The organism is Rhodococcus sp. BH4 (genome assembly GCF_002079265.1).
Taxonomy (GTDB): domain Bacteria; phylum Actinomycetota; class Actinomycetes; order Mycobacteriales; family Mycobacteriaceae; genus Rhodococcus_F; species Rhodococcus_F qingshengii.
This window is the reverse complement of sequence record NZ_CP014941.1, coordinates 1,929,951-1,944,921: the sequence shown is the minus strand read 5'-3', so window position 1 is coordinate 1,944,921 and position 14,971 is coordinate 1,929,951. Positions and strand designations below refer to the sequence as shown.

The window sequence follows — 14,971 nt, the reverse complement described above, 5'->3', positions numbered from 1 at the left end:
AAACAACCCACCGCAACGACAACTCAGCAGCCCGACCGGATTCCGACGCCAACCGATCAGCCTCGGCCAACTGATAGAACGCCGACGGCGTCTGATTGAGCACCGTCACCCGCTCAGCAGCAAGCAACTCCAAGAACTGCTCCGGCGACCGCGACGTCACATAATCCACAACCACCAACGTGCCGCCGTACAACAGCGGACCCCACAACTCCCACACCGAGAAGTCGAACGCATAACTGTGGAACATCGTCCACACATCGGATTCGTCGAACCCGTACACACTCTCAGTATTCGCAAACAACTTCGCCACCGTCGTGTGCGGGACCTGCACACCCTTCGGGCGACCCGTCGAACCCGACGTGTAAATCACATACGCAACATTCGACGACCGCAACGGCGCAACACGATCCGCATCCGAAACCACCGAACCATCGAACTCCGACACATCCACCGCGTCGATATCAACCACAGGCAAACCAGCGGGCAACACCAACTCACGCCCGGACCACGAAATCGCAGCCACCGGAGCAGCATCAGCCAACATGAACTCGACACGATCAGCCGGATACGACGGATCCACCGGCAAATACCCCGCACCGGACTTCACCACCGCCAACAACGCCACCACAAGATCCGCCGACCGCGGCAACGCCACCGCCACCAACGACTCCGGACCACAACCCTGAGCAATCAACCTGCGCGCCAAACGATTAGCCCGCACCGACAACTCACCATACGACAACGACTCGCCACCGAACCGCACCGCAACCCGATCACCAAACCGCGCAGCAGCATCATCGAACCACGCCGACAACGTCGAATCCATACCACTGTCGACACCCGTGTCGCTCCATGACAGAACGCGATCCAACTCACCGGCGCTCATAACATCCACGTCGCCAACGGCAGCGGCCGGATTCGCGACAACGCCACGGAGGACGGACACGAACCGATCAGCGAACTCGGCCGCTGTCGACGCGTCGAACAGATCCGTCGCGTAGGTCAGGGTGCCGGACATACCGGCGTCAGCGACGTCTTCAAGTGTGAATTGCAGATCGAACTTGGCCAGTGCTGCGTCGAATTCCACAGCAGCGGCGGTGAGTCCGGGCAGTTCGAGAGCACTCTGTCCAAGGTTCTGGAACGTCAACGCCACCTGGAACAACGGATGACGAGCCTGCGAACGAACCGGATCGAGAACCTCCACCACACGCTCGAACGGAACATCCGCATGCGCGAACGCCTGCAAATCCACCTCACGCGCCGACGCCAACAACTCGGCAAACGACATCGACGGATCAACCTCGGTACGCAGCACCAAGGTATTGACGAACATACCGATCACGTCATCGAGCTCGGCTTCACCACGACCCGCGATCGGGGCACCGATCGCAATGTCGGTCGTCGCGGACAGTCGTGCCAACAGCACCGCCAGAGCCGAGTGAACAACCATGAACGGAGTTGCGTTCGTTGCCTTGGCCAGTTCGTCCAGCTCAGACCACAGCTGCGGTTCGATGGTGAAACTGTGATTGGCGCCGCGCCCTGAAGCAATCTCGGGACGCGGACGATCACCAGGCAGATCCAACTGCTCCGGAAGATCAGCCAACGCATCCGACCAGAACGCAATCTGCTTCGCGATCATGGACTGCGGATCGTCCTCGGACCCGAGAACCTCACGCTGCCACAACGAATAGTCGGCGTACTGCACCGGCAACGGCGTCCAGGTCGGAGCCTGGCCGTTGGTTCGGGCGTAGTAGGCGGTCATGACGTCGCGGGTCAACGGGCCCATCGAGAAGCCGTCGGTCGAGATGTGATGCATCACGAACGACAACACGAAGTCGTCATCGGCGACCTGAAAAAGCTTGGCGCGCAACGGAACCTCGACAGTGACATCGAAGCCCTGGGCGAAGAACGAATACAGCTCCGCCTGGATTCGGTCGTCTGTGACGCGTTCTGCGCCGAGATCGATCGAGACATCTTCTACCGAGCAGATCTTCTGGTAGCCGACGCCGTCGACCTCGGGGTAGACCGTGCGCAGAACCTCGTGGCGGCCGATAACGTCGTGAACTGCCGAATTCAGGGCCGCCAGATCGAGCGCACCCGTGAGCCGAACGGCAACAGGGACATTGTTGACAGCAGAATCGGTGTCGAATCGGTTGAGGAACCACATGCGCTGCTGCGCCAACGACAACGGCACCCGAACCGGACGCACCTGCGCAGTCAACGCCGCACGTGAACCGCCACCGACATGAGAACCCAAACGAGCAGCCAACGCCTCCACCGTCGACGCCTCGAACAACTCCCGCACCGACACCGAAGCATCCAACGCCTGACCCAACCGAGACGTCACCTGCGTCGCAATCAGCGAATTACCACCGAGCGCGAAGAAATCATCATCCAAACCAACACGCTCGACGCCCAGAACATCCGCAAACGTCTGCGCAACAACCTCTTCCACCACCGACGTTGGAGCACGGAACACCGCAACCTGCAACGACGGAACCGGCAACGCCCGACGATCCAACTTCCCGTTCACCGTCAACGGAATCGAATCCAACACCACAAACGCCGACGGCACCATGTACTCCGGCAACAACGAACCCACCGACACCCGAAGATCGTCGACCGAAACGCTCGCACCCGCAGCCGGAACCACATACGCCACCAACCGCTGATCACCCGGAGAATCCTCACGGACAACCACCGCCGTCTGCGCCACCGACACATCCGCCAACACCGCAGACTCGATCTCACCGATCTCGATCCGGAAACCACGGATCTTCACCTGATCATCCGCGCGACCCAGATACTCCAAATCACCAGCGCTGTTCCACGACGCGACGTCACCCGTGCGGTACAACACCTCGCCGGCATTGAACGGATTCGCCACAAACCGCGTCGACGTCAACCCCGCCTGGCCCAGATAACCCCGAGCCAACTGAACACCAGAGACATACATCTCACCCGCGACACCAACAGGCACCGGAGCCAAACGCGTATCGAGCACGAACACCTGCAGACCCGAAATAGCCTGACCCACAACACTCGCCGACGCATCCGCCGCCAACGCAGCATCCAACACACGATGGCTCACATGCACCGTCGTCTCCGTGATGCCGTACATGTTCACCAACGTCGGCGCGAAGTCACCGCGGCGGCCGTACCAATCCGACAAGCGACGCAGCTCGAGCGCCTCGCCGCCGAAAACAACCCACCGCAACGACAACTCAGCAGCCCGACCGGATTCCGACGCCAACCGATCAGCCTCGGCCAACTGATAGAACGCCGACGGCGTCTGATTGAGCACCGTCACCCGCTCAGCAGCAAGCAACTCCAAGAACTGCTCCGGCGACCGCGACGTCACATAATCCACAACCACCAACGTGCCGCCGTACAACAGCGGACCCCACAACTCCCACACCGAGAAGTCGAACGCATAACTGTGGAACATCGTCCACACATCGGATTCGTCGAACCCGTACACACTCTCAGTATTCGCAAACAACTTCGCCACCGTCGTGTGCGGGACCTGCACACCCTTCGGGCGACCCGTCGAACCCGACGTGTAAATCACATACGCAACATTCGACGACCGCAACGGCGCAACACGATCCGCATCCGAAACCACCGAACCATCGAACTCCGACACATCCACCGCGTCGATATCAACCACAGGCAAACCAGCGGGCAACACCAACTCACGCCCGGACCACGAAATCGCAGCCACCGGAGCAGCATCAGCCAACATGAACTCGACACGATCAGCCGGATACGACGGATCCACCGGCAAATACCCCGCACCGGACTTCACCACCGCCAACAACGCCACCACAAGATCCGCCGACCGCGGCAACGCCACCGCCACCAACGACTCCGGACCACAACCCTGAGCAATCAACCTGCGCGCCAAACGATTAGCCCGCACCGACAACTCACCATACGACAACGACTCGCCACCGAACCGCACCGCAACCCGATCACCAAACCGCGCAGCAGCATCATCGAACCACGCCGACAACGTCGAATCCACACCATGATCGATCTGGCCAGCACTGAAGCGGGACAGCAGGTTTCGTTCTCCATCGACCAAGATGTCAACGTCACCCACCGCTACGGTGGGATCAGCAGTCACCGCACGGAAGGTCCTTACCAGCCGATCACCGAATTCCACAACGGTCGACTCGTCGAACAGATCCGTCGCATACGTCAAAGAGGCGGACATTCCGGCGGGTGCGCCGGCCTCGTCGGTTCGTTCGGTCAGGGTCAACTGGAGGTCAAATTTCGCCAACGCAAGATCGGCACTTTCGATCGACACTTCGAGGTCGCCCAGTTCGAGCGTTGTCTGTTCGTGGTTCTGGAACGTCAACGCCACCTGGAACAACGGATGACGAGCCTGCGAACGAACCGGATCGAGAACCTCCACCACACGCTCGAACGGAACATCCGCATGCGCGAACGCCTGCAAATCCACCTCACGCGCCGAAGCCAACAGATCCGTGAACGACATCGACGGATCAACCTCGGTGCGCAACACCAAAGTGTTGACGAACATACCGATCAGATCGTCGAGCTGCGCCTCACCGCGACCCGCGATCGGGGCACCGATCGCAATGTCGGTCGTTGCGGACAAACGAGAAAGTACGACGGCGAGCGCTGCGTGAACAACCATGAACGGTGTCGAGTTACTGCTGTGCGCAATCGAATTGACAGCTTCGTGCAGGGTGGCGTCGATATCGAACTCGACCTCGGCTCCGCGCCCTGAAGCGACCTCGGGACGCGGACGATCACCAGGCAGATCCAACTGCTCCGGAAGATCAGCCAACGCATCCGACCAGAACGCAATCTGCTTCGCGATCACGGACCGCGGATCGTCCTCGGACCCGAGAACCTCACGCTGCCACAACGAGTAATCGGCGTACTGCACCGGCAACGGCGTCCAAGCCGGCACCGACGCTCGTGTACGTGCTTCGTAGGCAACCATCACGTCACGGGTCAACGGACCCATCGAGAAACCGTCGGTCGAGATGTGATGCACGACGAACACCAGGACGTATTCGCTGTCGCCGACTTTGAAGAGCTTGGCGCGCAACGGGACTTCGGACGTCACGTCGAAGCCGACTGTCGCCAGCTCGGCGACGCCCGCAGCCAGGCGATCTTCCGTGATCGACACGGGGCTGAGATCGACGACAACGTCTTGGACGTCGAGGACGTCCTGATAGCCGACGCCGTCGACCTCGGGATACACAGTTCGCAGTGATTCGTGTCGGCCCACGACATCGATCACGGCGGCGTCAAGAGCTGCCACATCGAGGGCGCCCGAAATCCTGATCGCCGCCGGGACGTTGTTCACTGCCGACGCGGGTTCGAACCTGTTCAGGAACCACATGCGCTGCTGCGCCAACGAAAGTGGGATCCGAGCTGGCCGGGGCTGCTGCACCAGTGGGGCGGTGGCGCCCGAACCGGCGTGCAGCTCGAGCCGGACGGCGAGTGACTGCACGGTCGACGCTTCGAAGAGCGCACGAACCGGAACGCTTGTGTCGAGCGCCTCTCCCAGCCGAGCGGCGACACGGGTCGCGATCAACGAGTTGCCGCCGAGTTCGAAGAAATCGTCGTCGCGGCCAACCTGTGCGACTCCAAGAACTTCGGAGAACACCTGCGCGACAGTCTCTTCGACGGTCGTGATCGGCGCCTGGTACACCTTGGACTCGAACACGGGCGAGGGCAGAGCCTTGATGTCCGTCTTGCCCGCGGTGGTCAACGGAATCGAATCGAGTACCAGTACCGAGTCGGGGACCATGTAGCCGGTCAGGAACGTCGACACCGACTCGATGACCTGTGCGGGATCCACCTCGGCGCCGGCCTGCGGCACGACGTATGCAACGAGACGATCTCCGAAGTGATCGTCGGAACGAACGAGAGCAACAGCTTGCGCAACGCCCGCGCAACGGGTCAGCGCGGCCTCGATCTCGCCGAGTTCGATACGGAACCCACGGATCTTGACCTGGAAGTCACTGCGACCCACGTACTCCACTGCGCCACCGTCGATCCACCGGACCACGTCACCCGTGCGGTACAACCGCTCTCCCGGCGCCCCGAACGGGTCTGCGACAAAACGACCCGCTGTCAATGCCGGCTGTCCCAGGTATCCACGAGCGACCTGAACACCCGACACGTACAACTCACCTGCGACACCAACCGGAACGGGCTGCAAGCGGCCGTCCAAGATCCGCGCGGCCATTCCCCGAATCGGGCCGCCGATGTTCATACGATCAAACGCGGTCAGCGTATCGCTGATGTTCGAGGCGACTGTCGACTCCGTCGGACCGTACGCATTGAAGAATCCACGCACACCGCCATCCGGAAGCGGCACCGCCCACTTGGCAACGAGAGACCGCGAACTGGCTTCGCCACCGACGACAACCACCCGCAACGCGTCGAGCCCGCTCGGATCCACTGATGCCAGCGCAGCGGGCGTCACGAACGCATGCGTCACGCCCTCCGAGCGCAAGATCTCGGCCAATTCCGCGCCGCCGTACACCGTCGTCGGCGCAATCACCATCGTCGATGCTGCTCCGAATGCCATCAGCAACTCGAGAACAGAAGCATCGAAACTCGGCGAGGCGAAATGCAGCGTCCGAGCATCCGCGGTCAGCGCATAGCGCTCGACCTGCTCGGCGCAGAAGTTCGCCACACCCGCATTGATGACCACAACGCCCTTGGGCAGACCCGTGGTGCCCGAGGTGTAAATGACGTAAGCAGGCTGCCGCTCGTCGATCGCACTGCGTCGATCCGAATCACTTACCGGCGCGCAAGATTCTGCCGCGCACGCTGCCACTGTCCTCTCGTCGTCGAGAACAACCCACGTCAACGCCGACGGCAATCCTGCCTCGACGTCACTGAGCGCAAGACCCAGCACCGCACCGGAATCGGAGATCATGTGGGCGATACGGTCAACCGGATACGTCGGGTCGACGGGCACGAATGCAGCACCCGTTTTCACCACCGCCCACAGAGCGAGAACTGAATCGGCCGAACGCGGAATCGCGATCGCGACCCGATCCTCCGGCCCGACGCCCTTCGCAATCAGAACACGAGCGAGTCGCGACGACCGCTCGTCGAGTTCGCGGTAGCTGATCGACTGACCGTCGAAGCGAATCGCATCCGCCGACGGATCCAAAGCGGCCGCCGCTGTGAGGATCTCGACCAGGGTTCCCGAGACCGACTGACCTCCGTGAACATCGGCCAGCACACCCCGCTCGGCCGCATCGAGAATATCGATGTCACCGACGACAATCGAAGGAACCGACACGACAGTCTCGAGGATACGAACCAGACGCCGAGCAAACCCCTCGACCGTCGAAACGTCGAACAGATCTGCAGCAAACGTGAATTCGGCCGAGAGCCCTTGCTGGATCCCGTCTTCGCCGATCGACTCTGTCACTGCGAGTTCGAGGTCGAACTTGGCAGTGGTCGTGTCGATTTCGGCGGCCTTGATCGCCAGTCCCGGCAGTTCCAATGCCGTTTGCGCGAGATTCTGCAAGGACAGCACAACCTGGAAGAGCGGATGTCTGGCCTGCGACCGGGCGGGAGCCAAGACGTCCACCAACCGCTCGAAGGGCACGTCCGAGTGAGCGAACGCTCCGAGCGCGGAATCACTCGCCGCAGCCAGCAGATCTGTGAATGCCTGGGCCTGGTCGACCTCGGTGCGCAGAACAAGCGTGTTGACGAACATGCCGACGAGATCGTCGAGCGCCTCGTCCCCGCGACCGGCAACGGGAGTGCCCACGGCGATGTCCGAGGTCCCGCTCAGTCGGGCCATCAGAACGGCAAGCGCCGAGTGCAACGCCATGAAGAGCGTCGCGTTGTTCTCCCGTGCCAGCGCGTCCAATCGACGGTGCACATCCCCGGATATCTCGAACGCAAATCGCTCGCCGCGCATCGACGCCACATCAGGCCGAGACCGGTCCGACGGAAGCTCGATCACGTCCGGTAGGTCTGCCAGAGTCTCGGTCCAGTACGAGATCTGCTGCGAGATCAGTGATTCCGAGTCGTCTTCCGACCCCAGAACCTCACGCTGCCACAACGAATAGTCGGCGTACTGCACAGTCAACGGCTGCCACGCCGGCGCGATCCCGTCCTTGCGTGCCGAGTAGGCAATCATGACATCGCGAGCCAGGGGCGCCATCGACCAACCGTCAGCGGCGATGTGATGAACCACGATCGCAAGGGTGTGCTCGGTGTCGCTGACCGTCAACAGGCGGACACGGATCGGCACGTCGACGGTGACGTCGATCGCTGAAGATCCGATTGCAGCGACTCGACTTTCGAGCTCGTCCTGATTCGAAACCGACTCCACGGTCAGCCCGCCGAACGCCTCCGAGAGCGACAGAATCGACTGCTTCGGTCCGGAAGCCCCGTCCGGATATACCGTTCGGAGCACCTCATGCCGGGCCAGTACGTCCTCCAGCGCCATTTCCATCGCGGCAGTATCGAGATGACCAGTCAGGTGCAGAGCAAAAGTGATGTTGTAAGCAGCTGAGTCGGTGTCGAAGCGGTTCAGGAACCACATGCGCTGCTGCGCCAGCGACAACGGAATTTCCGCGGGACGCACCTGTGCGACGAGCGCCTTCTGCCCGCCGCTACCTACGTGCGACTCGATGTGTGCGGCGAGCGCCTCGACGGTGGAAACGTCGAATAGCGTTCGCACCGGCACCGTAGTGTCGAGCGCCCGCCCCAATCGGGAGGTGACCTGAGTAGCCACCAGGGAGTTGCCACCGAGTTCAAAGAAGTCGTCGTCGAGGCCGACTCGTTCCACTCCGAGAACATCCGCAATCACCTGCGCGACAATCTCTTCCACCGGCGTGGTGGGTGCACGGAATTCGCGCACCTCGAACGTGGGGACTGGCAATGCGCGACGATCCAACTTGCCGTTCGACGTCAGGGGGATTTCCTCCACGATCATGAACGCGGAAGGAATCATGTACTCGGGAAGCTTCTCCGCGACGGCAGTCGTGAGCATCTCAGTTTCGAGGGACGTATCACCGTCCGCGACGACGTACGCGACAAGTTGATCGCCGATCCGTTCGTCGTTGTGCATCAAGACGACGGCTTGCACGACTGACTCGAGCGACACGAGCGCGGCTTCGATCTCGCCCAATTCGATCCGCAGCCCACGCAGTTTCACCTGGAAGTCGCTGCGGCCGACATACTCCAACTGTCCCAGATCGTTCCACCGGACAAGATCGCCTGTCCGGTACATCCTGGAACCACCGTCGCCGAACGGATTTGCGACGAACCGTTCTGCCGTCACGTCGAACCGAGCACCGTAACCTCGCCCGACACCAACGCCCGCAACGTACAGCTCGCCGATCAAGCCGGCTGGGACCGGATGCAGACGAGAATCGAGCACAAACAAGTCGATGTTCGGAATCGGCGTACCGATAGGCACTCCGGCGCTATGCTCGGATGTCGCGGACAGTGCCGAAACAACATCCGAAGCCTCAGTGGGACCATAGCTGTTGACGATTCGCACCCCAGCCCGCATCAGGTGCGAGAGCCTGGGGAGTTGAATCGGCTCACCGCCGAGGAAGACTACATCCAGTTGTGTGAGCACTCCCTCCGCATCTGCATCGGAAAGAGCGACGAAGGCGCTCGGCGACATGTTCGCAACACGGATGCCAGCTGATTCGACGATCCCGAGAATGGCATGCGGGTCGAAACCATCTCCGCTCAAATGAAGCGGCACTCCACTACCGAGCGCTGCCCATATGTTCTTCTGCGTGAGGTCGAAACTCGGTGAGGACGCAACAAGGATCGGCCCGGCTTCGGGCAGTTCCGAGCGGTACCACGCCACGGTGTTCTCGATGCCTCGCATCGGTACCATCGTCGGCTTGGGACGCCCGGTCGAGCCGGACGTCGAAATCACATATCCGAGATGATCTTTCGCACCGACAGAAAGCCAGGGGTCGTCCTGGCGCTGAACGGCGGTCGCCGGTGGAAGATCAGACTTCACAACGAGTATCGGGATGTCGAGTTCGATGACGTCGACAGTCACGACACACACCGCATCGGTATCTTCCAGAATCGACTGGATGCGCTCCTGCGGGAAGCTCGGGTCGATGGGTGCGTACGCGGCTCCTACCTTCCATGCAGCCAGCATCGCCACTACCCATTGCCACGACCTGGCAACGGTCAACGCCACAACGTCGCCCGCACATACACCGGTCGCGGCCAGTTCCAGTGCGAGGAGACTGGACCGTGTGTCCAATTCCTCGTAGGTCAGTGTTCGATCGTCGTCCGCCACCGCGACGGCGTTCGGCTGAGCGTCTGCAGCACGGTAGAAGGCCGACAAGATCGACAACTCCGGAGCACTACAGCGCGTTCCCGCCGACCAGTCGAGCACTCTTGCCGACTCGTCTTTCCCGAACACGGCGATATCGCCGACCTTCGTGTTTTGATCGTCGACGACGGCATTCAGGACGCGGATGAAACGCTCGGCGAACTCCACCATTGTCGAAGCATCGAAGAGATCGGTCGCGTAGGTAAGCGTCGCCTCCAGGCCTTCGAAGTCCGTTGCGCCCTCTTGCCCCTCGGACACCATCAGCTCGATGTCGAACTTCGCGATCGGCACCTCGAGTTCCGCCGCCACGGCCTTCACTCCAGAGAACTCGAGCTCGCGCCGTCCACTGATCTCCGCGGTCAACGCAACCTGGAACAGAGGGTGACGAGCCCGTGAGCGCGGCGGATTGAGAGCCTCTACCAGGCGCTCGAATGGGACATCCGCATGTGCGTACGCAGACAAGCCCGAATCACGAACTCGCTGAATCAGATTGGCGAATGGCTCATCAGGATCGACCTCGGTGCGAAGCACCAGGGTGTTCACGAACATGCCGATCACGTCGTTGAGCGCTTGATCGCCTCGCCCACCGATCGGGGCACCGATCGCGATGTCGGAGGTACCACTGAGCCGGCTCAACAGCGTTGCATACGCCGCCTGCAACACCATGAACAGAGAGACGCTCCTCGAGCGCGCCAACTCGTTCAACTTGCGCGTCGTGCGTTCGCTGATCTGAAAATGGTGCTTGGCGCCGTGATTGGACGCGATGGCAGGACGAGGTCGGTCGGTCGGCAGATCCAACTGATCCGGCAGATCGGCAAGTGCCCGGCGCCAGAAGTTTATCTGGCGAGACGACTCCGAGCGCGGGTCTTCGTCGGATCCCAGTGCTTCGCGCTGCCACAGGGCGTAGTCGGCGTACTGAATTGGCAGCGGCGTCCACGCCGGCGCAGACTTCTCACTTCGCGCCGAGTAGGCGACGAGAAGGTCACGTGCGAGCGGACGGAACGACAGTCCGTCTGCAGCGATGTGATGGAGAACCATCACCAGGACGTAGTCCGTCGGAGACACCTCGAAGAGGGCAACCCGTACCGGGATTTCGAGCGTCACGTCGAAGCCGCGAGACGCCACGTCGAACAGCGCCGCGTCGAGATGCGAATTCCGAATCTTGACCGGATTCAACTCCACCGCGGCCCGGTCGACCGGCAGAACCAGCTGTTGCGCGGTTCCGTCGACATCAGGGTAGATCGTCCGCAAGGACTCGTGTCGCTCGAGAAGATCCATCACCGCGGCATGCAGGGCGGACGGGTCCACCGAACCGGTGAGCCGGACTGTGAACGGAAGATTGTAGGCGGGCGTCGACGGATCGAGACGGTTGATGAACCACATGCGCTGCTGCGCAAGCGAGAGCGGGACGACCTCGGGACGAGGCTTGGCGATCAGCGGGGTGAGCTGCCTGGCGTTGCCCGCCACCGACTCGGCGCGGGCCGCCAGGGTGGCGACCGTGGTGGATTCGAAGAGCTCTCGAACGCCGAGTTGCACTCCCAATGCCGAACCCACTCGCGTCACCAATTGTGTTGCAACCAGAGAGTTTCCACCGAGCTCGAAGAAGTCGTCATCGATACCGACGCGCTCGACACCGAGAACGTCGGCAAACACGTCCGCCACGATGCGTTCGATTTCGGTGCGGGGCTCGCGGTACTGCTTCGCACTCGCGAACACCGGCTCGGGCAACCCGGCACGATCCAATTTGCCACTCGTGTTGAGCGGCAACGCATCGAGCACCATCAACGCGGCCGGAACCATGTACGACGGGAGGCTTCGGCCGGCGAACTCACTGAGCACCGCAGCATCGATGTTTCGGCCTGGACCCGGCACTACGTAGCCGACCAATTGATCACCGGTCGGGGTGACGGTCACCAAAACGACAGCCTGCGAAACGTCGGGGTGCGCCAGAAGGACGGTCTCGATCTCGCCGAGTTCGATGCGCTGCCCGCGGAACTTCACCTGGAAGTCTGTACGCCCGATGTAGTCGAGATTTCCGTCCTCACGGCGACGAACGAGGTCGCCGGTCCGGTACATACGCTCACCGGCCGTGCCGTACGGATTGGCTACGAACCGATCCGAGCTCAGGTCCGGTCGACCAACGTATCCGCGCGCGAGTTGAACGCCGGCGAGATAGAGCTCACCCGGCTGCCCGATGGGGGTCGGGCGAAGTTGTCCGTCCAGTACGTGCGCCTGAGTGTTCCACTGCGGCATACCGATCGGCACGGAAGTAGTATCCGTGGCCACGGCCTCGTAGTACGTGACCGATACCGCGGCTTCGGTCGGACCGTACAGGTTGTGCAGTCCGGCTCCACAGAGTTCGCGGAAGGCGGAAGACGTCTCGGGCGGGAGCGCCTCGCCGATGACAAACACGTGGCGCAACGAATCACAAGATCCGGCAGGTGCATTCGCAGTGAACAGCGTGAGCATGGATGGCACGAAGTCGGTGATCGTGACGCCGAGCTCCGCGATCTTGTTCGCCACGTAGATCGGGTCTCGATGACCGTCCGGAGTCGCGACGACGAGCGTGGCGCCGACCTGCAACGGCATGAAAAATCCCCACAGCGACACGTCGAATGTCGTAGCGGTCTTCTGCAGGTAGATGTCCGACGCCGAAAGCCCGTACTCGGCGTTCATCCACTGAAGCTGATTGTTGATCGCCGCGTGAGTGACCGCGACACCCTTGGGTCGACCGGTCGAACCCGAGGTGTAGATCACGTACGCAGTGTTCGAGAAATGCAAGGGAGACAGGCGATCCGCGTTGACGATCGGTCTGCTGTCGAGCTGCCCATAGTCCAGTGTGTCGATCTCGATGACCCGTGTGCCCGAGGGCAGATCCACGTCGTCCCGCGCAGTGGTCACAACACACGTGGGCTGCGCCGACTCGAGAATGTAGGCGGTGCGGTCGGCTGGGTGGTCGGGATCCACCGGTACCCAGGCTCCGCCGGCCTTGGCAATCGCGTACAGACCGACCATCAAGTCCAAAGACCTGCGGATCGACAGTCCTACAAGCGATTCGGGCCCAACACCCATGGCGATGAGTTGACGAGCCAAACCATTTGCGCGAGAGTCGAATTCGGCGTACGTGAGGCTGGCGCCTTCGAAAACGACAGCGGTGGCATCGGGAGTTCTCTCGACCTGACGCTCGAATGCTTCGGTGATGGTCTGCGAGGCAACGTGGAAGCCGGTGCGGTTCCACAAGGCAACCTTGTTTCGCTCCTCGTCGGTTGCGACAGGAAGATCCCAGACCTTGCGGCTCGTTTCGGCCGAGACGAACTTCTCGAGAAACTCCACGAACCGCGAGTGATTTCGCTGGGCGTCCGCGGGCGCATACAGATTGGGATTCGACTCGAAGTCGATGTGTGTGCGGGTATCGCCGACGCTCTGATACAGGTTGACACCGAGGTCTTCGATCAAACCCGTGGACAAGATGTGAAGTTCGCCGACGAGGGGCCCGAACGCCAACTCGGTGGAAAACATCATGATGTTGATCCAGGGGCCGAAGAATCCGCCCCGGCCCGGCCCGTCCCCGCCGCGAACCATGTCCTCGTGTCGGTATCGCTGGTGGCGCAGTGCGCCGGACATTTCGTTCCTGACATCGTCCAGAAGCTCCTGGACGGTGGTGTCCGCGGTGACGGTCAGGCGCAGCGGCACGACGTTGGAGACCATGCCTCCGGATCGACGCAGCACGGCTGTTGTTCGACCGGAAACGGGCAGACTCAGCGACACGTCCTCTCGTCCGGTCATCTGAGCGAGGTACGCCGCAAACGCCGCGACGACAGTGCCGGCAACAGTGGTCTTCTCGATGCGCTCGAGGAACCGCCCGAGCAGAGCCTCGACGTGGTTGGACAGCGCTGCACTGTCGATCCGACTGACTGGAGCCGGCGCGGCACTTCGACCCGCGAGGCTCGAGATCTCGTCGAGATTCTCGATCTTGTCTGCCCAGTACTTGCGATCGGTTTCGAAACGACTCGACTGGCGGTACTTGTTGTCCACCTCGTAGACGTTCCGGAGATCGGAGGCCTCACTCGGCTCCGGATCCCGGCCCTCCACGCGCGCCGAGTACAGCTCCGCCACACGAGTGACGAACGTCGACGCACCGAATCCGTCGAGAATTGTGTGGTGGACCCGTGTGTACCAGTAGTAGCGATTCTCGCCGAGCCGCAGGATCGTGGCAGAGATCAAGCGGTCCGTGAGCATGTCGATCGGCCGGCTGCGATCTGCTCGCATCCACCGCATGGCAGCGTCGTGCGAGTCGTCTTCACTACGAAGGTCGACGTAACCGACCGAATCATCGAGTGTGGGGTCGATGATCTGGTAAGGCTGGGCGTCGATCTCGAAGATCCGGACGAAGGCCGACCCGATTTCGCGACCGGCGTCTGCGCAGGCCTGCCGAAGGGCGTCAAGTTCCAGAGCACCACGGAGTTCGACGTACTGAGCGATGTTGACCGGAACGGCGGGATCGAGGTGTTGCGCGAACCACATACCGAGCTGGGCCGCGGAAAGCGGGAATGCGTCGGATCGCTGAACGTCTTCCGGCGAGCTGCCGACCTCCGGCTTGCCGCTCCCCAGTTCTCCGTTACCCAGCGAATTCAC

General features: G+C 61.7%; 1 protein-coding gene (running past one end of the window). It reads right to left on the bottom strand.

Going from position 1 to position 14,971, the window contains the following annotated elements:
- A protein-coding gene (locus tag A0W34_RS09135; RefSeq protein ID WP_156888910.1) for a non-ribosomal peptide synthase/polyketide synthase crosses the window boundary here: on the bottom strand, nucleotides 1–14,971 show its 5' portion. Its footprint begins 13,751 nt before the window's first position; 14,971 of the gene's 28,722 nt are visible here — the first part of the coding sequence; it begins with the start codon at nucleotides 14,969–14,971; its stop codon lies off the left edge, out of view.